Origin of the sequence: Sphaerisporangium rhizosphaerae (assembly GCF_042665155.1) — a bacterium.
Classification (GTDB): Bacteria; Actinomycetota; Actinomycetes; order Streptosporangiales; family Streptosporangiaceae; genus Sphaerisporangium; species Sphaerisporangium rhizosphaerae.
In genome coordinates this window covers 71,742-95,421 of sequence record NZ_JBHTCG010000016.1, presented here as the reverse complement: position 1 = coordinate 95,421, position 23,680 = coordinate 71,742, and the positions used below count along the sequence as shown (strand labels likewise).

The window sequence follows — 23,680 nt, the reverse complement described above, 5'->3', positions numbered from 1 at the left end:
CGTCCGGCGGGTTACTTCAGCCAGTCGGTGTAGTGGGTGGGGGCGATGCGGGCGCCGGGCCCGGTGGTGAGGACGTCGCCGTGGACGGCGGCGAACATGCCCGCGGTGTCGTCGGTGGTCACCGACCGCTCGTCGCCCTTGATGCGCAGGGTGAGGCGGCCCAGTTCGTCCAGCGGATAGGTGTCGGGCCCGCCGACGTCCAGGGTGCCGTTCAGCGGGGTTCCGGCGGCCACGTCGGCGACGGCCGCGGCGACCTCGGCCGCGGCGATCGGCTGGATGGGGGTGCGGGGAAGGCGGACGGTCTTCTCGTCGGCGGTCCAGGACAGGACGGCGTCGACGAACTCCATGAACTGGGTGGCGCGGACGATGGAGTACGGGACGGGCCCGGCCTTGAGGAGGTCCTCCTGCAGGACCTTGGCCCGGTAGTAGTCCAGGTCGGGCACCTGGTCGACGCCGACGATGGACAGGATGACGAAGTGCCCGGCGCCCGCCTTCGCGGCCGCGGCCAGGAGGTTGTCCATCGAGGTCTGGAAGAAGGCGAGGGATGCCTCGTCGAAGGTCGGGGAGTTGGTCAGGTTGACCACCACGTCGGCGCCCGCCAGCGCCTCGTCCACGCCCTGGCCGGTGAGGATGTCGACCCCGGTGGACAGCGAGTGCGGCACGGCCTGATGCCCGGCGGCGTTCAGGTCCTGGACGACCTGCGAGCCGATCAGCCCGGTTCCGCCGATGACTGCGAACTTCATGATATTTACTACCTTCCTAGATGGTGATCCGCTGATCCGGGGCGTGGGCGCTCAGTCGCGTCCCTCCAGCGCCTCGACGGCGCCGAGCAGCCCTCGCAGGCCGATCTCCTCACGCTCGGCCTCGGCCGGGTCGAACAGCCAGTCGGTGACCGGCAGGTCCAGCGCCTGCTCGGAGTGGCTCTCCTCGACCAGCGTCACCTCCTCCTCGATCTCGATCCGCAGCTCGTACAGAGATCGGTTCTCGCCGCTCGAAGTGCTCATCTCGGCTCCATGCGTGGGTTGCCGTCCGGTCGGCAGCTAAGACCGGCCGGCCCCGGGCCCTGTGACAGCCTCACCGGTATTTCTTCCGCGGGCCCCGCCGCGGGTGACGGTGACGGCGACCAGCAGGACGCAGGCGCCGGCGATCGCCGCGATCACGGCGGCCACGCCGACCAGGGACGTCGCGAGCGGCAGCGCCAGGATGACGATGACGCAGCCCGCGACCGCGACGGGGTTCATGACGGGTCGCGCCATGACCAGCGCGTGCACCGCCCACAGCAGCGCCAGGCACACCCCGACCGGGACGGCGACGGCGTAGCCGGAGGTCAGCGGCGAGACGGCCGCCTCGTGGCCGGTGCGCTCCACCGCCACCTCCAGCCCGGCGCCGAGGGCGGCCAGGGCCGCGAAGATGCCGTAGTGGCCGTAGCCCCACAGGTAGGACCGGTGACGGCGGTCGCTGAGCCCTTCTCCCGCCTGGACGAGGAAGTACAGCCACCAGAGCGCGAACAGCAGCACCAGACCGGAGAAGGCGATGACCACGAAAGGAGTGCCGATCTGCCCCGCCTCGAGCGCCCCTCCGACTCCCCGGCTGGCGGCCAGGACGCTCTCGCCGAGCAGGATGATGGTGAACAGTCCGTAGCGCTCGGCGATGTGGTGCGGGTGCCAGGTGGTGGCGCCGCTCCGCTCGGCCCATCGCGGCACCGCCAGCTCCACCAGGGCCAGGGCGGCGAAGAACGGCAGGCCGAACGACGAGGGCAGGACGCCGGTGTCCATGAGGAGGTAGCGCAGTATCCACCCCACCTGCGCCAGGCCGATGCCCGCGGCGTAGCGCAGCCCGGTGCGGCGGCGCGCCGGGTCCTCCAGGCCGGCCCGCAGCCACTGGCCGACGAGCGCCGCGCGCATGATGAGGTACCCCAGCGTGACGACACCGTAGTCGGCGTGGTCGGCCGCCGCCGGCACACCGGCGGCCAGCACGAGCACGCCGGCCATCTGCACCATGGTCAGCAGCCGGTAGGCGACGTCGTCGGTGTCGTAGGACGAGGCGAACCAGGTGAAGTTCATCCACGCCCACCAGATGGCGAAGAACACCTGGAGGAACGGGATCACTCCCGCCAGGGCATGGCCGTCCGCGACGCCGTGCGCGAACTGGGCGGTGAGGGCGGCGACCGCGACCACGAAGGTGAGGTCGAACAGCAGCTCGAGCTGGCTGGACACGCGGTGCGGCTCGTCGATCGGACGAGCGCTCATCCGGACCCGGATCCGCATGGTGGTGCCGGTCGGTGGCAAGGTCTGGCTCCCGTCGCTCCGTACGTCCCTGGCGCCTGAGACCGGACGGCCCGCCGATCTGTGACACCGTGCCGTCACAAGCGCCGTTCCCCAGCATTGTCACAGGTCGCGGCGGTGTCCTGTCCTAGCTGGCGACCGCACCGCGGCGAAGGCCGATTCGCCGCGACGCCTCAGACGAACGGAGCCCCACGTGACAGTCCCGCCCACCGGCCGCCTTCAAGGCCGCGTCGCGATCGTGACCGGAGCGGGGTCCGGGATCGGCCGCGCCACCGCGGTCGCCCTCGCCCGCGCCGGCGCGCACGTGCTCGGCGTCGGACGCCGGGCCGAGGCCCTGCGCCGGACCGCCGGCGAGCACCCCGGCATCGTCCCGCTGCCCGCCGACATCACCGCCGACGGCACGCCGAACGCGGTCGTCGAGGCGGCCATCGGACGATGGGGCCGCCTGGACGTCCTGGTCAACAACGCCGGAGCCACCGAGGTCATGCCGCTGGCCGACACCGACGCCAGGCGCGTGGCCGCACTGCTGGCCCTCAACGTCACCGCGCCCAGCCTGCTCGCCCACGCCGCCCTGCCGCACCTGCGCGCCGGACGCGGCACGATCATCAACCTCTCCAGCACCTACGGCCACCGCCCCCTGCCGGGCGCCGCCCACTACGCCGCCACCAAGGCCGCCGTGGAACAGCTGACCCGCAGTTGGGCGCTGGAACTGGCGGCCGACGGCGTCCGCGTCAACGCGCTGGCCCCGGGGCCCACCGAGAGCGAGGCGCTGGCCGCCGCTGGGCTGCCCGACGCCGTCGTCGAGCGGATCAAGCGCGACGAGATCGCCCGCATCCCGCTCGGCCGCCGGGGCACGCCCGAGGAGGTGGCCGCCTGGATCGTCCACCTCGCCGACCCGGCCGCCGCCTGGGTCACCGGCCAGGTCCTGGCCGTGGACGGCGGCCTGAACCTGGCCTGACCGGCCGGGACGGTGACGCGGGGCGTCGTCGGGGGCGGTGCGCCCGGGCTCAGGACTGGGTGCGGCTCCACTGCTGGTTGGCGCCGCCGCCGCAGGTGTACTGCTGGATGTCGGCGTTGTCGGCGGTGGAGGAGCTCACCACGTCCAGGCACTTGCCGCTGTGCCGCGCCCTGAGCTGGAAGTAGCCGCCGCCGGCGTCGACCCACTGCCACTGCTGGTTGGTCCCGCCGCCGCAGGTGTACTGGATGATGTTCGCCCCGTCGGCCGTGGAGGCGTTGGCGACGTCCAGGCACTTGCCGCTGCCCACGCTGACCACCCGGTAGTAGCCGCTGCCGGCGTCCTGGAACTGCCAGCGCTGGTTGCCGCCGCCGTTCCAGGTGTACTGCCGCACCTCGGCGTTGTTCGCCGTCGACGCGTTCGCCACGTCCATCACCTTGCCGCTGTGCCGGGCGGTGAGCCGGTAGGAGGTGACGGCGCCGCTGCCGGAGATCTCGCCGGTGGCGACGTCGACGGTGATCTGCGGGTAGTAGGTCAGGCTCATGCTGGTGTCGGAGGGGAACGTGATCGGCAGCCAGACGTACTGGGAGTCGTTCACCGGCCCGCCCCAGGCGCCGGCCCAGCGGTCGCCCATGTAGAGGTACCCGGTGGTCGAGGAGCCCTGGATGGGCAGGACGTAGGCCGGCTGGGAGCTGTAGGTCGTGCCGTCGCCGACGTTGGTCCAGCCGGTCCACGGCCCAGAGATGCTCGGCGCGGTCGCGTAGCGCGCCTGGTTCGGGCTCCAGCCGGTCGCCGCCGAGCTCAGCATGAAGTAGACGTTCCCCCGCTTGAACAGGGCCGGGGCCTCGCGCTTGGCGTCGTTCCAGAAGTTGCCCACGACCGAGCTCACGTTCAGGTAGTCCGAGGTGAGCCGGTAGATCATCAGGTCGTTGTTCTCGTCCGCCGCCGAGATCATGTAGGCGGTGCCGTTGTCGTTGTAGAGCGTGATGTCGCGCGACATGTACTGGCCCAGCGGGCGGAAGCTGCCGTGGTAGGTGTAGTCGCCGTCGACGGTCGCGGAGGAGGCGACGGCGGCGCGCGCCTCGTTGTAGTTGGAGCCGTTCTCCTTGTGCATCCACATGACGTATCTGCCGGTGGAGGCGTTGTAGATGACCTTCGGCCGCTCGATGTTGGAGACGTTGAGCTCGGACGCCGACGACCGGGTGAGCACGTCGCGGCGGAACTCCCAGTGGCTCAGGTCGGTGGACCGGTAGGCCGAGACCGCGCGGAAGGTGCCGTCGGGATTGCGGTTCTCACCGAACCAGTAGTAGTAGTCGCCCACCTTCAGCACCCCGCCCCCATGGGCGTGCAGCACGTTCCCACTGGTGTCGCGGAACTGGGTGCCGTTGGTGACGGTCACCGCGGCCGCGCCGGCCGGCGCGGCGGGGCCGACGAGGGCGGCGGCGAGCAGGACGACGGCCGCGACCACCCGCCACAGGCCCGGGCCGCGAACAGCGAGCCTGGGGGGGAAGCTCATGTTCATGCTGATCGGCATCTCTCTGTCCGGGGGCGGAAACGGTTCGACTGCCGAGAGTGTTAACGCTCTCATCCAGGGCTGTCAACGTCCGGCCCCGCGGCGTGACCCGCCCACGACGGCCATGAGCAGGACATGAACGCGATGCCGCGATCTCCGCCGAAGGAAAGATTCATGCCGCCGGGTGCCGGCACGTCTAGCATTTCGCGGGTGACCACTTACGACGATCCTGACCTGTCCGAGTACCTGGACTCCTCGGTGCTGCCGCGGCGCCGGCAGCGGATCCTGGCCGTGATCCGCGACTGGGTGGTCAGGTACGGGTATCCGCCGAGCACGCGGCAGATCGCCGACGCGGTCGGGCTGCGGTCGTCGTCATCGGTGTCGAAACACCTGAAGAGCCTGGAGGAGAACGGGTACCTCCGCCGGGGCGCCACGATGACCCGGCCGATCGACGTGCGCCTGTTCCTGCGGGCATCGGCGCCGGAGCCGGCCGGCGACCTGGTGAGCGTGCCCGTGGTCGGGGAGATCGCCGCGGGCACCCCCATCCTGGCCGACCAGCACCTGGACGAGACGCTGACCCTGCCCCGCGACCTCACCGGGCGTGGCGAGGTGTTCGGTCTCCGCGTGCGGGGCGATTCGATGATCGACGCCGCGATCTGCGACGGGGACATCGTCGTGGTACGGCGGCAGCCCGAGGCGCACTCGGGCCAGATCGTCGCCGCGATGATCGACGGCGAGGCCACCGTCAAGGTGTACCGCCGGCGCGGCGGGCACGTCCTTCTCGAACCGCGCAACCCCGCCTACGACGTGATCGACGGTGACGCCGCCGTGGTGCTGGGCATCGTGGTCTCCGTCCTGCGCAGCGTCTGACCTCCCCGCCCTGCCCGGCGCCTCCGCCCGGCGCCCCGGCCCGGCGCCCCGGCCCGCGCGGCGCCCGCGTCCGGTGAGGTCACGCGTTGGCCCACCTCGCGGTTCGATGCCGGTCTCGGCGCCCGGCGGCCGTTCTCGCTGGTGGCCGGTGGGGTGGCTGTTTCCCTTCTCGTCCTCAGGGCATACGCCGGGGCATGGACCGATCGCGGGGCCGGAGGGCCGCGGCCGGGTCCTCGCCGAGATCGCTCACGGCGGCGGCGAGGACGCACGTGCCATCCGGCGTCCCCCAGGCGGGCGACGCCGGCTTCACCTCCACGAAGGAGCCACCATGACTTCCACGTCATGTTCCAATCGCGTTTTAACCGCCGTGTCGGACCGGCGGGACGAGGCCGTCGTCGTCCGCGCCGCCGGCGCTCTCGACCTGGACTCCGCTCCCGTCCTGCGGAAGGAACTGCACCACATAGAGGGATCGCCCGAGGTCCGGGTGGTGATCGTCGATCTGGAGGCGGTCACCTTCTGCGACTCGATCGGGATGAGCGAGCTCGTCCTCGCCTTACACCGCGGTGAGGCCCAGGGCAGGAGGTTCATGCTCGCCGGCGTCCCCGCCGCCCTCACGCGACTGCTGGCCGTCACCGCCCTGGACAGGGCGTTCGACATCCACCCCACCCTCGACGACGCCCTCCGCGCGGCGACCGCCTCCTGAGGCCGGCGGCGTGGGGGACCGGGCTGGGCCGGTCGCACCCGGCGGCGGTCCGCCGCGCGGCCGGGTGCCATGATGTGGCGGTGGATGCCGAGAAAGTACACGAGGCGGTCGCCGACGGCTGGGACGAAGACCTGATGTCCAGCCTTTCCGGACTGGTGGCGATACCCGCGCTGTCGGCCGCCTACGACGCCGGCTGGGAGCGCGACGGCCACCTGCGCGCCGCCGCCGACCACGTGCGCGACTGGATCACCTCACGTGGCCTGCCGGGCGCTCAGTGTGAGATCGTCCAGCTCGACGGCCGTGCCCCGCTGCTCGTCGCGGAGATCCCCGCGACCGACGGCGGCGCGGCGGGCGGCACCGTCCTGCTCTACGGTCACCTCGACAAGCAGCCCCCGCTCGGCGACTGGTCCGACGGGCTCGACCCGTGGCGGCCGGTGCTGCGCGGTGACCGGCTGTACGGCCGCGGCTCGGTCGACGACGGGTACTCCGGCTACGCCGCGGTCAGCGCGCTGGCCGCCGTGCGGGCGGCGGGCGGCGACCACGCACGGGCGATCGTGCTGCTGGAGACCGGCGAGGAGTCCGGCAGCCCGGACCTGCCCGCCTACCTGGAGCATCTGTCCGGCCGTCTCGGCGAGGTCTCCCTGGTGGTCTGCCTGGACGGCGGCGGCGGCGACTACGAACGGCTGTGGCTGACCACGAGCCTGCGCGGCGTGGTGCAGGCGACCCTGACCGTGCGCGTGCTGGAGACCGCCGCGCATTCCGGGATCGCGAGCGGCATCGTGCCGAGCTCCTTCCGCGTCATGCGGCGACTGCTGGACCGCGTCGAGGACTCCGAGACCGGTGAGGTCACCATCCCGGAGATGAACGTGCCGATCCCGCCGGATAGGCGGGCCGAGGCCGAGGCGCTGGCCGCGCTGGAGCCGGGGGTCAGCGCGCGCCGTTTCCCGCTCGTCGGCGGAATGCGGCCGGTCTCGGACGACGACGTCGAACTCATCCTGAACAACACCTGGCGGCCGACCCTGTCGGTGATCGGCGCCGCCGGCCTCCCGGACCCCGCGGTGGCCGGAGCCGTGCTCCGCGCCTCGACCTCCCTGCGGCTGAGCTTCCGCACTCCCCCGACGGTCGACGCCGGGGCCGCGCGGGACGCGCTGGTGAGGATCCTCACGACCGACGTGCCCTACGGCGCGCAGGCCGAGGTGCACGACTTCATGCTGCTGGACGGCTGGCAGGCGCCGGCGTCCGCCCCCTGGCTGACCTCGGCCCTGGACGAGATCGGCGACCAGGTGTTCGACGCGCCGTGCCGCGGCTTCGGCCTCGGCGGCGGAATCCCGTTCATGGAGATGCTCAGCCGCCGCTACCCCGGCGCGCAGTTCGTCGTCACCGGCGCGCTCGGCGCCGACTCCAACATGCACGTACCGGACGAATGGCTGAACATCCCCTTCGCCAAGCAGGTGACCGAGGCCGTCGCCCACATCCTCGACGCCCACGCCCGCCACTGACCGGTCAGGACGACTGCCGCAGCGACATCACCGCCCATGGCCCGAGTTCGACGTCGAGGGTCAGCACCCCGGTGTCGGGCACGGTCAGCGTGTACCTGAGGAGGGAGTCGGCGACCTCGCGCAGGTGCTCGGTCTCGGCCCGCGACGGGTTGAGGGGCGAGCCGAGGCGGTACCAGGCCTCGGCGACGTTCCCGTGCTCCCAGTCCAGGATCTCGACCAGGAACGTGGTGCCCGGCTCCAGTTCGCCGATCGTGTGGTGGATTCTGCGGGCCGGCCCCATCTCGGCCCGCGCGCGGGTGGCCGCGTAGGAGTTCTCCGAGCCGACGCCCTTCATGGCCATGTCGTCGGGGTAGTTGAAGAACACCGCCGAGGTGGCCGAGGTCCGGCTGTCACGGGTCACGACCCCGTCGGGCGTCGCGAGGAGCAGGCGGTCGCCGAGCCGCGCGAGCATCGCGAACGCGTGCCACGTGGGCTTGTGGATGCCGTTCTCGTTCACCAGGCCGAACCCGCCGTGGAACGGTCCGATGCCGGCGCCGCCCTCCTCGAACACGTCCGTGAAGGTCCAGTAGGCGATGGAGTCGGCGAGGGTGGCGCACTGCAGGAACGACCGGGTGATGGAGGTCGCCGCGAACAGCGTGTCGTGGATGAAGTCGCGGGCCGACGGCGAGGTCGACCACTCGGTGATGTGGATCTCCGCATCAGGGTAGGGGCTGTTCCTGACGAGCTCGCGAAGCAGGGTCAGGTCGTCGAACGTCGCGTCGGCGTACCGGGTGATCGCCACCGCCTGGTCGTCGGCGCCGTAGGCGTAGTCGGTGGGGTAGGTGTGGGTGGAGACGAAGTCGACCGGCAGTTCGCGCTCCGCGCACCAGGCGATGAAGTCCTCGATCCACACCGGGCGCCAGTCGAGCGCGTCCACGTCGGCCGCGACGGCCGTCTCGCGCATCGCGGGGCGGTCCTCCACTTCGCCCTTGTAGCGGTCGTCGGGCACGAAGACGCTGGTCGCGGGGCCGCCCACCTTCAGCGCGGGATCGATCTTCTTGATCGCCGTCACGGTCCGCCGGTAGAGCTCGAAGTACTCGGTCTTGGTCCCGGTCCAGAAGTGCGGAACCAGGTTCGGCTCGTTCCACACCTCGAACCGCCACCGCCGCACCTCCGCAAGGCCGTACCGGTCGACCCAGTGCTCGACCGACCTGGTGACCAGTTCGACCCAGCGCGCCATGTCCTTGGGGGGACTGCAGTGAGCGCCCCACCAGAACACCGTCTCGGTCGCCGTCGCCAGCTCGCGCGGCATGAAGCCCAGCTCGACGAACGGGCGGACACCGCGGTCGAGCAGGAAGTCGAACACCTTGTCCACGTAGCTGAATGTGTACACCGGCGCGTCGAGAGGCGTGTCCGGGCCGAACCCGCTGCCGTAGCTTCCCCGGTAGACGAACATGTCGTCGTGGAAGACGCCGTGGAAGCGGACGTACTCGACTCCGAACGCGGCGGCGGCCTCGGCGAACTGTCGTTGCCAGTCGGCGCGCAGCGCTTCGTTCGCGCGGCCGGCGCCGATGCACTTGGCCCAGACGTGCGGGAAGGCGCTCTCGTCGCACAGCCGGCCGTCGATCCGGTACCGGGGTTCGTCCACACCGTCGCTGGTCATGGTCTCACTTCTCTAGGCGGGATGGTGCGTGGGAAAACGGCCGGCGCCGCGGGCCGCCGGCGGGTCGCTCTCAGCCCTTGATGGCGCCGAGCGACAGGCCCGACTGCCAGTACCGCTGCAGGCTGAGGAACGCGACGATCAGCGGGATGATCGTCAGCAGCGAGGAGGTGATCACGAGGTTCTGGATGAGGGCGCCGTTCCCGGCCGTCGAGCCCAGCTTGTTCCACTGGTTGATCCCGACGGTCAGCGGATACCAGGCGGGATCCTTCAGCATGATCAGCGGCAGGAAGTAGTTGTTCCAGATCGACACGAAGGAGAAGAGCAGGACCGTCACGCTCGCCGGGGCGAGCAGCGGGAGCGCGATCTGGACGAAGGTCCTGAACTCCCCGGCGCCGTCGATCTTCGCGGCCTCCAGCAGGCCGCTCGGCACGGCCTCGGCCGCGAACACCCACATCAGGTACAACCCGAACGGGTTGATGAAGGACGGGATCAGCACCGCCCAGGGGGTGTTGGTCATCCCGAGCTGGGCGAACAGCAGGAACTGCGGGATCGCCAGGGCGATGCCGGGGACCGAGATCGACCCCAGCACGACGAACAGGAACACCCGCTTGCCCGTGAAGTCGAGCTTCGCCAGGGCGTACCCGCCGAGGGCGGCCAGGAAGGTGGACACGGTCGCACCCACGACGACATAGACGACGGTGTTGAGCAGCCACCGGGAGAAGATGCCGTCCTGGTAGGTGAACACCCCGACGATGTTGTCCCACAGGGCGAACCCGCGGCCGGGCGCGAGCCCGAACGTCGAGACGAAGTCGGCCTGCGACTTGGTCGCGTTGATGACCAGCCACACCAGCGGCAGCAGGCAGTACAGGGTGAACAGGGCGGTCATCACCGTGAGGACGGTGCTCTTCCTGGGGTTCTCGATCGTGTAGAGCCGGCGGCCACGACCGGGATGACGGATCGGCGTGCCGGAGACCTTCCCGGCTCCGGTTCGCCGGCTACTGGTCGAACGCATTCCTCAACCCTCTGATCTGGACGGCGTAGGCGACGGCGATCGTGATCGCCGCCATGACGAGCGCGAGTGCGGCCGCATAGCCCTGCTGCGACCCGGTGAACGCCAGGTTGTAGGCGTACAGGTTGGGCGTGTAGAAGGTGGTGACGCCGCTGTTGGCGACCATCGAGGGCAGGATCTGCGGTTCGTTGAACATCTGGAACGTGCCGATGATCGAGAAGATGATCGTGACGACGAGCGATCCGCGAAGCGCCGGCAGCTTGATCGCGAGGAACACCTGGAGCTCGCCGGCCCCGTCGATCGCGGCCGCCTCGTACAGCTCGCGCGGGACGGCCTTGAGGACGGCGTAGAAGATGAGCATGTTGAAGCCGGTGAACGCCCAGGTGACCATCACCCCGATGGAGGTGAGCGTGGTGCCCGGGGTGAACGGATCGAAGTCGGTGCCCAGAGCGTCGTTCAGGCTGCCGAACAGGCCGTACTTGACGCCCATCAGGAACCCCCACATGAGCGTCGCCACGATCGCCGGCACCGCGTAGGGCAGGAAGATCGTCACTCGCATGAACGTGCCGCCGTGCACGCGCAGGGAGTCCAGCGCCAGCGCCAGTGCCATGGCGACGATCAGCATGATCGGCACCTGGACGAGCGTGAACCGGACGACACGTCCCACCCCGTCCCAGAACTGGGGGTCCTGCACCAGCTTGGTGTAGTTGGCCAGGCCGACGAACGCGTTGCCCCCGATGAGCTTCTGCCGGAAGAGGCTGAGGTAGGCGGCGTACAGGATGGGCACGATGAACACGAGCGCGAACAGCGCTGCGAAGGGCGCGATGAACGCCAGTCCGATCTGCGACCTGCGGCGCCGGCGAGGCGGCGCCGGACGCCGTGCCGCGGCCGGCGACGCCATGGCCGAAGCGCTGACGTCGAGCCGACGTTCCTGGTCCATGCCCGTGTTCCTTCCGATCCGTTGCGTCGCCCGGCGCTCCTCGCGCACCGGCCGGTGTGCGGCGGCGGCCGCCGCCGCACACCGGGCCCCCGTCCGTGCGGTGAGGATCCGCTAGTCCACCTGGAAGCCCTGCTCGTTGCCGTACTGGACGCAGCGCTGCTTCCACTGCTGGAGGATCTCGGCGAGCGAGCCCTTGCCGGTGGTGTAGTAGGGCGAGGCGATGTCGCCGTAGATCGAGCGCGCCCACTCGAAGAACGGCGGGTACTGCCAGCCGGTCCCGACGATCTCCGACGCCTCCGACAGCACGGCGCCGACCTTCTGGTCGCCGAAGTACTTGTTGGCCTTGCCCTTGAACGCGTCGCTGTCCAGCACCGAGGTGTTGGGCACGAAGGCGCCCGCGTCGACGCGGGTCGACAGACCGCCGCCGTGGGTGAAGTACTCCAGGAACTTGAAGGCCGCCGCCTTGTGCTCGGCCGCCGCCGGGATGCCGAAGGAGCTTCCGCCGTTCTCCGCTCCGGCCTTGTCCCCCTGCTTCCACTGCGGCATCAGCGCGACCCTGAAGTCACCGGCGCTCTTCGGCGCGCGCTCGGGCAGCGTCGAGGTGAGCCAGCCGCCCATGGTCTGGGTGGCGAGGGTGCCCTCGTTGAGCGCCCGGTTCCAGTCGTCGGACCACCCGGTGATCTTCTTGTTGAGCAGCCCCTCGTCGAGCATCTTCTGCCAGAAGGAGACGGCCCTGGTCGTGCCCGGGTCGGTGAAGTCGATGTGCACCTTCTCGCCGTTCACCGTGAACGGGTGGCCGCCGGCCTGCCAGATCAGCGAGAGCAGGAAGAACAGGTCTCCGGTGTCCTGGGCGATGTAGTAGTCGCGGCCGAGCGCGCGGACCTTCTTGGCATCCTCGTAGTACTCGTCCCACGTGGCCGGGGGCTCGTCGATGCCGGCCTTCTTGAGCGTGGCCATGTTGTAGAACATCGCCGACGGGCCGTAGTCGGACGGCAGGGCGTAGACCTTGCCGTTGACCGTCACGTCGTTCCACGCGGCCTGGACGTAGTCCTTCTGGAAGTTCGCGACGCCGAACTCGGCGAGGTCGGCCAGCTTGCCGGGGATGGCGAAGTAGGGCACCGCGAAGTACTCGAACATCGCGAGGTCGGGTACGCCGGAATTGGCCTGGATGGCGTTGTCGAGCGCCTTGTACTCGTCCGTGGACGAGCCCGCGTTGACGACCTTGACCTTGATGTTCGGGTTCGCGGCCTGGAAGCCGGGGACAGCCTGCTCGACCGTGCCGTCCCAGCTCCAGACCGTGAGGTTCACCTGTTCACCGCCGGCGGCGCCGCCACCGTCCGCGCCGCCGGCGCCGCCCGTGCCACCCGCGCCGCCTGAGCACGCGGCCAGCGCGACCATCGGCACGAGGACCGCGGAGAGCAGCCCGACCTTCTGGGAGAGCCGCATCGGCCTCTCCTCTCGTTCTGGAGACGTTCCGAAAAGATTTCGCAACTTGTTCGGTGTTGGTAGGACAGTAGGTTGGCGCCTAACGCCTGTCAACGGTCAAAGGTGAGAAAACACGTGGCAGCTACGGAGAGCTGATCCATGGTAGATTCGAAACAGTTTCGTAGACCGAAGGGAGCCGCGATGCCACGGCGAGGCCGTTCCGAGCGAGCCACCTTGGCGGATGTCGCCCGATTGGCCGGCGTCTCGCCGGGGACCGCCTCGAAGGTCCTCAACGGCCGCACCGACGTGGGGGCGAAAACGCGCGAGCTCGTCCTCGGCGTGATGGCCGAGATCGGTTACATGCCGACGGCGGCGCGGCACGAGCGGACACGCGACCGGGCCCTGGTCACCATGCTGGACATCGTGGAGTCCCGCTATGCCGGGACGGTGCTCCAGGGGATCCTGCTGGCGGCGACCTCCGCCCAGGCCGAGCTCCTGCTCCGCCTGCCGGCCCACAAGCCGATCAGCACGAGCCGTGCGGCGGCCCGCACCTGGATGGCGGAGCAGAAGGCCTCCGGCGTCGCCGGTATCATCGCGCTCGCCATCGCCGTGCCCGGCTCGGTGCTCGTCGCCGCGGAGGACCTGGAGATGCCGGTCGTCGCGATCGACCCGATCGACACCACCGAATCCCGGGTCGTCAGCATCGGCTCCACCAACTGGGCGGGCGGCCGCTCGGCGACCGAGCACGTCATCAGGCTCGGCCACCGCAGGATCGCCTGGATCGGCGGCCCGCCCGGCTCCGCCCCCTCGGTGGAACGCTTCCACGGATACCAGGCCGCGCTCGACTCGGCCGGCATCACGCCGGACCGCGCGCTGATCCGCCACGAGGCGTTCTCCGTCGAGGCGGGATTCCGGCACGGCCGCGAGGTCCTCTCGCTCGGCGAGCGGCCGACCGCGGTCGTCGCGGGCAACGACGAGATCGCCGTCGGGATCCTCGCCGCCGCCAAGGAGCTGCGCGTCACCGTCCCGGGCGAGCTCTCGGTCACCGGGTTCGACGACACGCCGCAGACCCAGTGGATCACGCCCCGGCTCACCTCCGTCCGGCAGCCCCTCGTCGGCATGGGCCGGATGGCCGTCGAGACCGTCCTGGCCATGGCCGACGGCGTCCAGCCCGCCTCCCGGCACCTCCAGCTGGCGACCACTCTCAGCGTCCGCGACTCGACGGGCCCCGCCCCGTCGTCCTGATCCGGGCGCCGGCCGCCTCTGCCGGGACCGCGCCGGCCGGGGTCTTGACACCGCGAGACGGCTCGATACTGTTGCCTCACTTTACCGATCCATGGATCGGTAAAGTGAGGTACGCCTCACCGCCTCTCCCACCGGCCGCGCCGAGCGGGAACCGTCCTATCCGCGGCCTCCACCCGACCTCCCCCAAGCGCAAGGGTGCCCATCGATGACCGACCAGGTCGTGACCGCCATCATCAACCTCGACGTCCCCGGTCCGGTGATCAACCGGCACCTGTACGGGCACTTCGCCGAGCACCTGGGCCGCTGCGTCTACGGCGGCTTCTACGTGGGCGAGGACAGCGACATCCCCAACGAGGGCGGCATCCGCCTGGACGTGGTGGAGGCGCTGCGCGCCCTGAACATCCCGAACCTGCGCTGGCCGGGCGGCTGCTTCGCCGACGAGTACCACTGGATGGACGGCGTCGGCCCCAAGGACCGGCGTCCGGCGATGGTCAACACCCACTGGGGCAACGTCGAGGAGAACAACCACTTCGGGACGCACGAGTTCATGGCGCTGTGCGAACTGCTGGGCGCCGAGCCGTACATCAGCGGCAACGTCGGCTCGGGCACGGTCAGGGAGATGAGCGACTGGGTGGAGTACATCACCCGCGAAGGCGACTCGCCGATGGTGCGCCTCCGCAAGGCCAACGGCCGTGAGGAACCCTGGCGGGTGCGCTTCTGGGGGCTGGGCAACGAGGCATGGGGCTGCGGCGGGCACATGTCGGCCGAGCAGTACGCGGCCGAAGCCCGCCGGTTCGGCACCTACTGCCGCGACCACGGCGACAACAAGCTGTACCGCATCGCCGCGGGCGCGAATTCCGACGACTACACCTGGACCGAGACGCTGATGAAGCAGCTCGGCGACCTGGGCTGCGCCTACCGCCCCGCCGCCTTCATGCAGGCGCTGTCACTGCACTACTACACGATCCCCGGCACCTGGGAGGACAAGGGCGACGCCACGGTGTTCGACGCCGACGACCACTACCGCACCATGGTCAAGGCGGCGCACGTCGAGGAGCTCATCGCCCGCCACTCCTCCATCATGGACTGCTACGACCCCGGCAAGAACGTGGGCCTGGCGCTGGACGAGTGGGGCACCTGGTGGAACGTCGAGCCGGGCACCAACCCCGGCTTCCTGTACCAGCAGAACACCCTCCGCGACGCGCTGGTCGCGAGCGTGCACTTCGACATCTTCCACCGGCACGCCGACCGCCTGGTGATGGCCAACATCGCCCAGACCGTGAACGTGCTCCAGGCCATGATCCTCACCGACCCCGACTCCGGCGCGCTCGTCCTGACGCCCACCTACCACGTGTTCGAGATGAACAAGGGCCACCAGGACGCCGCCTCGCTGCGGGTCGACCTCCCGGGCGGAGTCCCCGTCCGCGAGGTCGACTCGGCGCCGCTCGCGACCGTCTCGATGTCGGCCAGCCGCAAGGACGGCCGGGTGCTCATCTCGCTGTCCAACCTGGACACGGCCGAGACGGCCGACGTCGAACTCGACCTGCGCGGCGGCGCGCTGACCGAGGTCTCCTCCCGCATCCTGACCTCCGGCAGGCCGCAGGACCACAACACCCCCGAGGCGCCGGGCACCATCGCACCGCGCGTCCACGAGCGGGTCACCGCCACGGCGTCCGGGCTGCGCGTGCACCTGCCGGCCCATTCCTTCGTCACGGTGGAGGGACGGACGGCGTGACCGGCCGCGGGCGCGCCGCCGCCGGCCCTCCCCCGCCCTCACGGCGCTCGGAGCCGAAGGACGATCCGCGATAAACTGAGGCCCCGCCGCCGACCCTCGACGACGGCCTCGACCGAGCACGGCAGCCGGAGTCCACCCTCACCGGCAGAACGCGGGGCACGGCATGGTGACCATGGAAGACGTCGCCCGGCTGGCCGGGGTGTCGAAGATGACCGTCTCCAACGTGGTCAACAACCGTGACGGAGTCAGCGATCCGGTCCGTGAGCGGGTGCTGGAGGCCATCCACCGGTCGGGCTACCGCGTCAACGTCTCCGCCCGCACCCTCCGGTCCGGGCGGACCGGCGTCATCGGCCTGGCCGTCCCCGAGATCGGGCTCCCCTACTTCGGCCACCTGGCCGCCCACGTGATCGGCGCGGCCAGGCGGCGGGGGTTCCACGTGTCGATCGAACAGACCGGCGCGGCGGCGGCCGGAGAGGCCGACGCGATAGCCCATTCCCGCACCCTGCACTTCGACGGCCTGATCCTCAGCGCGGTCGCGCTCGGCCGCGTGGACCGGCAACTGGCCGACGCCGGCTACCCCCTGGTCATGCTCGGCGAGCAGGACTTCGGCGGCCGCTTCGACCATGTCGCCATGCCCAACGAGGAAGGCACGAAGGCCGCGACCGCCCACCTGGCCGACCAGGGATGCCGCCGCATCGCCCTAGTCACCGGCAGCGTCCTGGACGACGTGAACGACCTGAACGGCCGGAACGACCTGGACGCCGTGGACGCCGTAGACGAGGTGAACGGCCAGAACGGCCAGAACGACCTGAACGCCGTGAACACCGGGAACGCCGGGCACGGTGGGAACGCCGTGAACATGGCGACGCGCCGCTACCGCGGCTATCGCGCCGCGCTCGCCGAACGGGGCCTGGACGTCCACCCGCCCCTGGTCTTCCCGTTGGAGGACGCGAGCATGGAAGCCGGCCGCGACGCGGCCCATCGCCTGGCCGGCTCCGGCCGGGCGATCGACGGGGTGGTCGCGGTGACCGACACCGTCGCCCTCGGCGTCCTGCGCGGCCTGGCCGACCGCGGTCTGCGGGTCCCCGGCGACGTGCGCCTCATCGGGTTCGACGACATCCCCGAATCCCGGTTCGCCGTGCCGTCGCTGTCCACCGTGGCACCCGACCACCGGTGGATGGCCGAGCGGGCCGTCGAGCTGCTGGCTCAGCGCATCCGCTCCCCCCTCCGCCCGACCGGCCAGTACGTCGCCCCCTTCGAGCTGGTGATCCGCGAGTCGACACGCTGAACGCCCGCCCCGGCCGTCCCCCCGGCCGTCCCCCCGGCCGTCCGCCGCCGGGCGGCCCGACGGCGTGATGCGCGGGCCGGGCGCGGCGAGCCGGGGCGAAGGAGCCTCGTGAAGCTTTCATCTCGGCCCCCGCGGGCCGGGCGCTCTACCTCCGCGTTCCGCGTCCGCGCGGGCGGGCGGCGTTGACAGGCCACGGCGAGGTTCCGATGCTGCGACGGCAGGACCATCCCCGTCAGGAGCCGTGATGCCCACCTCGCGCGAGCGCTTCATCCGTCCGGTGACGACCCTCCTCACCGTCGCGGCGGTCCTGTCGGCTCTGTTCGGGGGCGCGCCCACGGCGTCGGCGGCCACCGGATGCCGCGTCGCGTACGCGGTGAGCGACCAGTGGTCGGGCGGCTTCGGCGCCTCGGTCACCGTCACCAACCTGGGTGACCCGATCAGCGGGTGGACGCTCACCTGGGCCTTCACCGCCGGGCAGACCGTCACCCAGTCGTGGAACACCACGCTCACCCAGTCCGGCGCCCAGGTCAGGGCGGCCGACGCGGGATACAACGCGGCGCTGGCCACCGGGGCGAGCGTCGCGTTCGGCTTCAACGGCTCGTGGAACAACACGGCCAACCCGGTCCCGCAGTCCTTCGCCCTGAACGGTGTGACCTGCACCGGCGCCCCGGCGACCCCGACGCCGACCCCCACCCCTTCCGCGACCCCGACCCCTCCGGCGACCCCGACCCCGACCCCGACCCCGTCGCCCAGCCCGTCACCCAGCCCGTCGCCCACGCCCTCAGGAGTGGTCACCGGTGACGGCCAGCCGGGCGACCCCAACATCACCTACGTCGGGCGCTGGGACTCGGCCCACGTCCCCCAGTGGGCCGGCGCCTACATCCGGACGTCCTTCACCGGCACCACCGTCAAGATCAAGCAGCGGTCCGCGGTCAACATCTACGTGAGCATCGACGGCGGCGCCGATGTCTTCTACGCGGGCGTCTCCGGCACCGTCAACCTGACCCCGACGCCCCTGCGGGCGGGCACGCACACCCTCTGGGTGTCCTACCGCTCCGGAGACGTCGTCTTCCAGGGACTCGTCCTGGACAGCGGCGCCTCCACCGTGAACACCCCGGCACCGCCGGGCAAGCTGGTGGAGTTCGTCGGCGACTCCATCACCGCGGGCTACCTGTCCTCCAAGCTCGCCGTCAGCGCCTACGGCTGGGTCCTGGGCGAACGCCTCGGCGTCCGGCACACCCAGATCGCCCGCTCCGGCTACTGCCTGGTCGCCCAGGAGGGCTGCGTCGGGCTCGGCTCCCAGTTCTTCGACCTCGGCAGCACCGGCACGACCGCGTGGGACTTCAGCCGGTACCAGGCCAACGCCGTCGTGATCAACCTGGGCACCAACGACATCGGGCACCACGTCACCAACGCCGCCTTCCAGGCCGCGTACACGACTTTCCTGCGGAACATCCGCGCCAAGTACCCCGCCGCCGCGCTGTTCGCCATGGAGACCTTCAAAAAGCGGTACGTCACCGAGACCAGGGCCGCCGTGACCGCGCTCAACAACTCCGGCGACGCCAACGTCTACTACATCCCCACAGAGGGCTGGCTGACGACCGGCACCGACTACGCCGACGGCGACGGCCACCCCAACGACGCCGGCCACCTCAAGGTCGCCGCCCGCCTCGCCCCCATCATCGCCCCCAAGATCGGCGTAGCCACCCCCTGACGCTCTGGCGACCGACGAGCGCATCGGTTCCTTCTCGCTCATCCGGCCGTCACCAGGGGCTCGGCCGCGACGGTGCTCACTCTCACGCGGCGGACGGTCGTCCACTGCCGCAGGAGCACCAGGCCGAGGCCCGCGGCGAACCAGAGTGCGAGGACGGCGAGCGCGGACCCCGCGTGCGATCCGCCGAAGTAGCCGAAGTCGTTGATGGCCCGCACGGCCGCGCCGGGGGGCAGCTTCGCGGAGACCGCCTGGGCCCATCCGGGCAGCAGGTCGAACCCGATGGTCGCTCCGCTGGTCGCGTTGCCGATCGTCGTGAGGGTGAGGACGGCCAGGCCGATTCCGGCCGGGCCCAGCCAGGCCCCGAGCGCCTTGGTCGCGAACGCGCTCGCGGCCGACAGCAGGATGAGAGAAGCGGCCAGGAGCGGGAACGACGGCGTCAGCGAGCCGCAGATGGGGCCCGCGATCGTGGCCGCCACGACACCGATCGCCACCGCGAAGCCGGCCATCGCGGAGAGCCTGTGACGGAGGCGAACGGTCGCGACGGCACCGGTGAGACCCTGGGCCAGGACGAACGACGAGAGCGTCACCCCGAAGACCACGTAGAAGGCGGACAGCCCGCGCGAGTCATAGGCGGCAAGAGGGACGATGTCGGTCTCCTGAACGGTGAGTCCGGCCGCCCGGGCGAGACCGGTGACGACCTGCCGGGCCGCCCCGCTCTCACTGAGCCCGCTCGCGCCGGCGTACTCCAACCGCAGCGTGGTCGGGGAGGTCGCGCCCACCACGGCGACCGCGTCGCCGTTTCGCACCAGGGCGGCGCCCTCGTCGATGCTGGAAACCTGTGTGACCTTCAGCGAGTCACCCAGCTTGGCCTGTGCCGCGCTCACCAGCCGCCCGCCGACCGCGGCCACGGGAAGCCCGTGGGGCGTGGGTGATCGCTGGAGGCCGACATAGACCGCGATGAACGCGGCGCCGATGATGAGCCCGGTGACGACGAGGGGGATCCAGGTGCGGTGCTGGGTGACCACGGGCCCGGCCTTGCCCGGCCGTGGAACGGATGATGACATGACGATCTCCTCAGCTTCTGCAGTTCGAGCATCGAACTGGACGAACACCATGCGCGGCATGGCTTGGGAACGAACGAAAACGCGAGGATCCGACTGCGAGGACGTCGGAGTGACGCCGGCCCGCGCCGGGGGCCGGGAGGATCTCCCAGGGACGGCAGGCGCGGGATCGGCGGAGATGAACTACGGGAAGATCGTGCGGTTGTTCTCGGCGAAGTCCCGGACGTCAAGAGGTGGCCTGCCGAGGATGGTCTCGATATCGGTGGAGACCCGGTCATAGCGGTTCTCGCGATGCAGCCTCGTCATGGTCGCGATGTGCTCGAAGAGATGTTCCGGCAGCCTCGCCGCCGCCAGACCTTCGGCCCACTCGCCGAAAGGCGTGTCGACGTAGGTGACGGGCCGGCCCACCACCTTGGCGAACTCCTCCGCGACGCCGTCCATGGTCCTGGAGACGGGTCCGGTGAGTTCGTACACCCGGCCCAGGTGCGGGCCGGGCTCGGCGAGAACGGCGGACACCACGTCGGCGACGTCGTCCGTGGCGACCGGCGATGTGCGCCCGGAGCCGAACGGCAACCGGATGGCGATCCCGTCCGCTGTGGAGTGGACCGCGAACCGGAACAGCGGATTCTCCATGAAGATGGTGGGCCTGACCTGGACGACGGGAAGGCCCGACCACGAGAGGATCAGCTCGCTCAGCAGGTGGAGGCGCTGCTGGCGTGACTCCGATTCACTCGTGATCGTCATCTGCGAGACGGTCATCTGCGAGATGTTGACGAAGGCCTCCAGGGCCCCGTGCTCGCGTGCGGCGGCGGCGACCGCCGTCGTGGCCTCCAGGTAGGAGCTCGACACGCTCATCCCGAAGTAGATCCGGTGGCACCCCTCAAGGGAACGGGCGACGTCCGCCGGCCGGGTGAGGTCGCCGACGACCACTTCGGCTCCTGTCGCGCGGAGGGTCTCGGCGCGTTCGTCGTCCTGCCTGACCAGCGCACGGGTCGGCAGTCCGCGGCCTCGCAGGCGCTCGACGACCTTCCTCCCCACCGATCCGGCGTTTCCCGCCCCGGTCACCAGGATCGTCTTCTCCGGCATTCCACTTCCTCCTCATTGGTCGCACCGATGTTTCACCGCCTGTCAGCCGTGGCGAGGGGTGTCCGCGATCAGGTCGGTGACGTCTCCGGGCCCGGCGCCCATGGACAGGCGGGGTATCGCCGCGACGATGCGCGAGCGGTGATCACGGTCCAAACGGTTTGATTTCCAGACCGTGGCGTCACGCTATCGCTCGACGGTTTGAATAGCAAACCGTGGCTTGGTAGCCTCGATCATGGCCGAGTCCCCGGTGGTGCCAGGAAGACCCTGTTCGATGGCGGCCACGCTTCAGGTGGCCGGCGACCGCTGGTCGTTACCGGCCATGCGAGAGATCCTTTTCGGCAATCGGCGGTTCAGCCAGATCGCCCGCAACACCGGGGCGCCACGTGACCGGCCGGCCGTCCGGCTCAAGTCGCTGGTCGCCGACGGCATCCTCGAGAAGCGGGAATACCAGGCCACCCGGTTCGAGTACCACCTCACCGAGGCGGGCAGAGAGCTTCTCCCCGTGCTCGTCGGCCTCATGACCTGGGGTGACCGCTGGGCGGCCGATGACCCGCCCATGGTTCTGGAGCACCACGGGCACCGCATCCGGCCGGCCATGGTGTGCCGCACCTGCGGGCAGGCGATCAGCGATGACGACCTGCACCTGGTGTCCCACGCACCCGGCTGGACGATCAGCGGCCCCGAGGCTCAGACGGACACCGTCCAGCCGTCCTGACGCGCCTCTCCGCACGACGGATGGCGGAAACTCACGGAGTGACCGGGGCGATCCCGGTGAGGGTGGGGCGGATCCTGTTGATGGAGCCGTCGGAGGCGAAGGTCATCGTGTCGATGCACACCTCCCGGTGGGTGCCGTCGCCGCCGGGGATGCGGAAGCGGTGGTAGGCGATGTACCACTCGTCACGGCCGGGGACCTTGACCACCGAACTGTGGCCTGTGCCGAGGATGCCCGCGCCGGTGTCCTTGGACAGCACGGGGCTGCCGGCCGCCTTGGTGAAGGGACCCAGCGGGGACGCCGAGGTGGCGTAGTCGACGCGGTAGTCCTCGCTGCGGGTGTCGTTCTCCGAGTACATGAGGTAGTAGGTGCCGTTGCGCTTGAACACGTTGGACGCCTCGCGGAAGCTCGCCGGAGTGATCCGCGCGGGAGCGGTCGCGAACGCCGTCATGCTCGCGCTCAGCCTGGCCACCTCGGCGTTGCCCGAGCCGAAGTACAGGTAAGCGGTCCCGTCGTCGTCGACGAAGACGTCCGGGTCGATCTCCTGCTCGCCGTACTGACCGGTGCTGACCAGCGGGCGGCCGAGCGCGTCGGTGAACGGCCCCGACGGGCTCGTGGACCTGGCCACGCCGATCTGCTGACAGGCGCTGAAGTACAGCCAGTACGTGCCGTCGCGGTAGGCGATGGTGGGCGCCCACGCCCTGGCGTGGCACCAGCTCACATTCGCCAGGTCCAGCACCACGCCGTGGTCGGTCCAGTTCACCAGGTCGGGAGAGGAGTACGCCGTGAACTTCGTGGAGCCCCAGTCGGCGTAGCCGTCGCTCGTGGGGTAGATCCAGTACTGCCCGGCGAGGTAGCGCACCTGCGGGTCGGCGTTGTAGCCGGGCAACGCGGGGTTGTGCGCGGGGGCGGCGTCGACGCGCACCAGGCGCCACTGCTGGTTGGCGCCGTTGTTGTCGGTGTACTGGGAGATCACCGCGCCCTCGGCGGTGGACCGGCCGTAGACGTCCAGCACCTTGCCGCTGTTGCGGTTGACGAGCTTGAGGTAGCCGGAATCGGTGTCGACCGGCTTGAACTGCTGGTTGGCGCCGTTGTTGTCGGTGTACTGCACGACCTTCGCCCCGTCGGCGGTCGAGCGGGCCGCGACGTCGACGACCTTGCCGCTGTGACGGGCCCGCAGCCGGTAGTAGCCGCCGCCGGAGTCGACGAACTGCCACTGCTGGCTGGTCGCGGCCCCTGTGGTGTACTGCACGATCTGGGCCTGGTCGGCGGTCGAGCCGTCCTGTACCGCGAGCGCCTTGCCGCTGGACCGCGACACCACCTGGTAGTACGCCGTGGTGTCGATCGTCGCGGCGTCCGCGGGCCGCGGCAGGACCACGGCCGTGCCGAGCGCCATCGCGACCGCGACGAGAAGCCGCCACCATCCTGTCGCTCTGCTCGCGGTGTCGCGGCGCCGGCGCGAGACGACACGACCTGGGAACCCGGTCACGGGCGCTCCTCTCCGTGCTTGGGCACCAATTACGGTCCGCACGGCGAGACTCGTCAAGACCTTAAGACCGCTTATTTCCACACGTTCACTTCGGCCACCGGCCATTGTGGGCGGCACCACTCCGCTGATCAGCGGAAATTTCCGTCCTGTCGCGCCGACGACGTTGCCGTCTCCGCGCGATGAAAGCCGAATGTTTCATACTCATGAACCGATCTCCCGGAATTCTTTCCTGAGACCGGGAGGAGAAGTGTCCTGGCGCGCACGGCGTCGTCGGCGCGGACGGTCGACGCCGAACCGATTCGACGCCGGACGGTGAAAGTTTCATGCCGAGGCGCCGGCGGTGGCCGGGGTCGCTCGCCCTGGCCACGTGCACGTGCAGCGGGCCATTACCCCGCGAGGGCCCGCGACGCCGGAAGGGCCCGTCCTTGACAGGCGTCGTCACGGTCATATTTGCTCCGCTGCACCGTCGCCTCCGGCCACCGGAAAGAAGGGAGAAGCGATCGCGCGGC

At 70.4% G+C, this 23,680-nt stretch carries 20 protein-coding genes; 9 read left to right on the top strand and 11 right to left on the bottom strand.

Features of this window, described 5'->3' with window-relative positions; all coding sequences use genetic code 11:
- Positions 1–11: 11 nt before the first annotated feature.
- From ACFQSB_RS23300 to ACFQSB_RS23290, 3 genes are read right to left on the bottom strand one after another with little or no spacing between them, the layout of a single operon-like run.
- Entirely contained in the window at positions 12–743 is a 732-nt protein-coding gene (locus ACFQSB_RS23300; protein ID WP_380829053.1) for an SDR family oxidoreductase, read from the bottom strand.
- A 51-nt stretch (positions 744–794) separates the two neighbouring features.
- Positions 795–1,004, bottom strand: a complete 210-nt coding sequence (locus ACFQSB_RS23295; protein WP_380829052.1) for a hypothetical protein — start codon at positions 1,002–1,004, stop codon at positions 795–797.
- A gap of 36 nt (positions 1,005–1,040) precedes the next feature.
- Complete coding sequence (locus ACFQSB_RS23290) at positions 1,041–2,249, bottom strand: low temperature requirement protein A (protein ID WP_380829051.1); 1,209 nt, start codon at positions 2,247–2,249, stop codon at positions 1,041–1,043.
- Between the two features lie 229 nt (positions 2,250–2,478).
- Between ACFQSB_RS23290 and ACFQSB_RS23285 the strand changes: the two genes are divergently transcribed.
- Positions 2,479–3,243, top strand: coding sequence for an SDR family NAD(P)-dependent oxidoreductase (locus ACFQSB_RS23285; RefSeq protein ID WP_380829049.1), 765 nt, complete (start codon positions 2,479–2,481; stop codon positions 3,241–3,243).
- A gap of 49 nt (positions 3,244–3,292) precedes the next feature.
- Here ACFQSB_RS23285 and ACFQSB_RS23280 read toward each other — a convergent pair whose 3' ends face one another.
- Complete coding sequence (locus ACFQSB_RS23280; RefSeq protein ID WP_380829047.1) at positions 3,293–4,774, bottom strand: RICIN domain-containing protein; 1,482 nt, start codon at positions 4,772–4,774, stop codon at positions 3,293–3,295.
- 180 nt (positions 4,775–4,954) lie between these two features.
- Between ACFQSB_RS23280 and lexA the strand changes: the two genes are divergently transcribed.
- From lexA to ACFQSB_RS23265, 3 genes are all read left to right on the top strand, one after another.
- Positions 4,955–5,623, top strand: coding sequence for a transcriptional repressor LexA (lexA, locus tag ACFQSB_RS23275; protein WP_459117351.1), 669 nt, complete (start codon positions 4,955–4,957; stop codon positions 5,621–5,623).
- Positions 5,624–5,990: 367 nt separating this feature from the next.
- Positions 5,991–6,326, top strand: coding sequence for an STAS domain-containing protein (locus tag ACFQSB_RS23270; protein WP_380829045.1), 336 nt, complete (start codon positions 5,991–5,993; stop codon positions 6,324–6,326).
- Positions 6,327–6,406: 80 nt separating this feature from the next.
- Complete coding sequence (locus ACFQSB_RS23265; protein ID WP_380829042.1) at positions 6,407–7,825, top strand: M20/M25/M40 family metallo-hydrolase; 1,419 nt, start codon at positions 6,407–6,409, stop codon at positions 7,823–7,825.
- Between the two features lie 4 nt (positions 7,826–7,829).
- On the opposite strand, the gene ACFQSB_RS23260 is transcribed toward ACFQSB_RS23265, so the two are convergent.
- The 4 genes from ACFQSB_RS23260 to ACFQSB_RS23245 form a co-directional block, all read right to left on the bottom strand.
- Positions 7,830–9,467: a GH39 family glycosyl hydrolase gene (locus ACFQSB_RS23260; protein ID WP_380829041.1), complete on the bottom strand. Its 1,638-nt coding sequence runs from the start codon at positions 9,465–9,467 to the stop codon at positions 7,830–7,832.
- A gap of 70 nt (positions 9,468–9,537) precedes the next feature.
- Positions 9,538–10,479, bottom strand: a complete 942-nt coding sequence (locus ACFQSB_RS23255; RefSeq protein ID WP_380829039.1) for a carbohydrate ABC transporter permease — start codon at positions 10,477–10,479, stop codon at positions 9,538–9,540.
- Positions 10,463–11,416, bottom strand: coding sequence for a carbohydrate ABC transporter permease (locus ACFQSB_RS23250; protein ID WP_380829038.1), 954 nt, complete (start codon positions 11,414–11,416; stop codon positions 10,463–10,465). The genes ACFQSB_RS23255 and ACFQSB_RS23250 overlap by 17 nt, the downstream gene beginning before the upstream one ends.
- 111 nt (positions 11,417–11,527) lie before the next feature.
- Positions 11,528–12,862: an ABC transporter substrate-binding protein gene (locus tag ACFQSB_RS23245; protein ID WP_380829037.1), complete on the bottom strand. Its 1,335-nt coding sequence runs from the start codon at positions 12,860–12,862 to the stop codon at positions 11,528–11,530.
- Between the two features lie 213 nt (positions 12,863–13,075).
- On the opposite strand from ACFQSB_RS23245, the gene ACFQSB_RS23240 reads away from it, so the two are divergent.
- The 4 genes from ACFQSB_RS23240 to ACFQSB_RS23225 all read left to right on the top strand — a co-directional run bounded on the left by ACFQSB_RS23240 (position 13,076) and on the right by ACFQSB_RS23225 (position 18,823).
- Positions 13,076–14,086: a LacI family DNA-binding transcriptional regulator gene (locus tag ACFQSB_RS23240; protein ID WP_380829036.1), complete on the top strand. Its 1,011-nt coding sequence runs from the start codon at positions 13,076–13,078 to the stop codon at positions 14,084–14,086.
- 205 nt (positions 14,087–14,291) lie between these two features.
- Entirely contained in the window at positions 14,292–15,821 is a 1,530-nt protein-coding gene (locus ACFQSB_RS23235) for an alpha-N-arabinofuranosidase (protein WP_380829035.1), read from the top strand.
- A gap of 163 nt (positions 15,822–15,984) precedes the next feature.
- The gene (locus ACFQSB_RS23230; RefSeq protein ID WP_380829033.1) at positions 15,985–17,109 is read left to right on the top strand and encodes a LacI family DNA-binding transcriptional regulator; all 1,125 of its coding nucleotides are present in this window, start codon (positions 15,985–15,987) and stop codon (positions 17,107–17,109) included.
- 244 nt (positions 17,110–17,353) lie between these two features.
- Complete coding sequence (locus ACFQSB_RS23225) at positions 17,354–18,823, top strand: cellulose binding domain-containing protein (RefSeq protein ID WP_380829032.1); 1,470 nt, start codon at positions 17,354–17,356, stop codon at positions 18,821–18,823.
- A gap of 38 nt (positions 18,824–18,861) precedes the next feature.
- Here ACFQSB_RS23225 and ACFQSB_RS23220 read toward each other — a convergent pair whose 3' ends face one another.
- Together ACFQSB_RS23220 and ACFQSB_RS23215 are read right to left on the bottom strand one after the other, a co-directional pair.
- Positions 18,862–19,887 carry a hypothetical protein gene (locus ACFQSB_RS23220; RefSeq protein WP_380829031.1) on the bottom strand — a complete coding sequence of 342 codons (1,026 nt, stop codon included), beginning with the start codon at positions 19,885–19,887 and terminating at the stop codon, positions 18,862–18,864.
- 180 nt (positions 19,888–20,067) lie between these two features.
- Complete coding sequence (locus ACFQSB_RS23215) at positions 20,068–20,970, bottom strand: NmrA family NAD(P)-binding protein (protein WP_380829030.1); 903 nt, start codon at positions 20,968–20,970, stop codon at positions 20,068–20,070.
- A gap of 271 nt (positions 20,971–21,241) precedes the next feature.
- Here ACFQSB_RS23215 and ACFQSB_RS23210 point away from each other — a divergent pair, with 271 nt between their 5' ends.
- The gene (locus tag ACFQSB_RS23210; protein ID WP_380829029.1) at positions 21,242–21,685 is read left to right on the top strand and encodes a winged helix-turn-helix transcriptional regulator; all 444 of its coding nucleotides are present in this window, start codon (positions 21,242–21,244) and stop codon (positions 21,683–21,685) included.
- 31 nt (positions 21,686–21,716) lie between these two features.
- Here ACFQSB_RS23210 and ACFQSB_RS23205 read toward each other — a convergent pair whose 3' ends face one another.
- Positions 21,717–23,171: a family 43 glycosylhydrolase gene (locus ACFQSB_RS23205; protein WP_380829027.1), complete on the bottom strand. Its 1,455-nt coding sequence runs from the start codon at positions 23,169–23,171 to the stop codon at positions 21,717–21,719.
- Positions 23,172–23,680: the final 509 nt, after the last annotated feature.

Excerpts from the sequence above, each read along its gene's own strand:
- ACFQSB_RS23300 (WP_380829053.1), bottom strand. The coding sequence starts at position 743 with ATGAAGTTCGCAGTCATCGGCGGAACCGGGCTGATCGGCTCGCAGGTC.
- ACFQSB_RS23295 (WP_380829052.1), bottom strand. The coding sequence starts at position 1,004 with ATGAGCACTTCGAGCGGCGAGAACCGATCTCTGTACGAGCTGCGGATC.
- ACFQSB_RS23290 (WP_380829051.1), bottom strand. The coding sequence starts at position 2,249 with ATGAGCGCTCGTCCGATCGACGAGCCGCACCGCGTGTCCAGCCAGCTC.
- ACFQSB_RS23280 (WP_380829047.1), bottom strand. The coding sequence starts at position 4,774 with ATGCCGATCAGCATGAACATGAGCTTCCCCCCCAGGCTCGCTGTTCGC.
- ACFQSB_RS23260 (WP_380829041.1), bottom strand. The coding sequence starts at position 9,467 with ATGACCAGCGACGGTGTGGACGAACCCCGGTACCGGATCGACGGCCGG.
- ACFQSB_RS23255 (WP_380829039.1), bottom strand. The coding sequence starts at position 10,479 with ATGCGTTCGACCAGTAGCCGGCGAACCGGAGCCGGGAAGGTCTCCGGC.
- ACFQSB_RS23250 (WP_380829038.1), bottom strand. The coding sequence starts at position 11,416 with ATGGACCAGGAACGTCGGCTCGACGTCAGCGCTTCGGCCATGGCGTCG.
- ACFQSB_RS23245 (WP_380829037.1), bottom strand. The coding sequence starts at position 12,862 with ATGCGGCTCTCCCAGAAGGTCGGGCTGCTCTCCGCGGTCCTCGTGCCG.
- ACFQSB_RS23235 (WP_380829035.1), top strand. The coding sequence starts at position 14,292 with ATGACCGACCAGGTCGTGACCGCCATCATCAACCTCGACGTCCCCGGT.
- ACFQSB_RS23230 (WP_380829033.1), top strand. The coding sequence starts at position 15,985 with ATGGTGACCATGGAAGACGTCGCCCGGCTGGCCGGGGTGTCGAAGATG.
- ACFQSB_RS23225 (WP_380829032.1), top strand. The coding sequence starts at position 17,354 with ATGCCCACCTCGCGCGAGCGCTTCATCCGTCCGGTGACGACCCTCCTC.
- ACFQSB_RS23220 (WP_380829031.1), bottom strand. The coding sequence starts at position 19,887 with ATGTCATCATCCGTTCCACGGCCGGGCAAGGCCGGGCCCGTGGTCACC.
- ACFQSB_RS23215 (WP_380829030.1), bottom strand. The coding sequence starts at position 20,970 with ATGCCGGAGAAGACGATCCTGGTGACCGGGGCGGGAAACGCCGGATCG.
- ACFQSB_RS23210 (WP_380829029.1), top strand. The coding sequence starts at position 21,242 with ATGGCGGCCACGCTTCAGGTGGCCGGCGACCGCTGGTCGTTACCGGCC.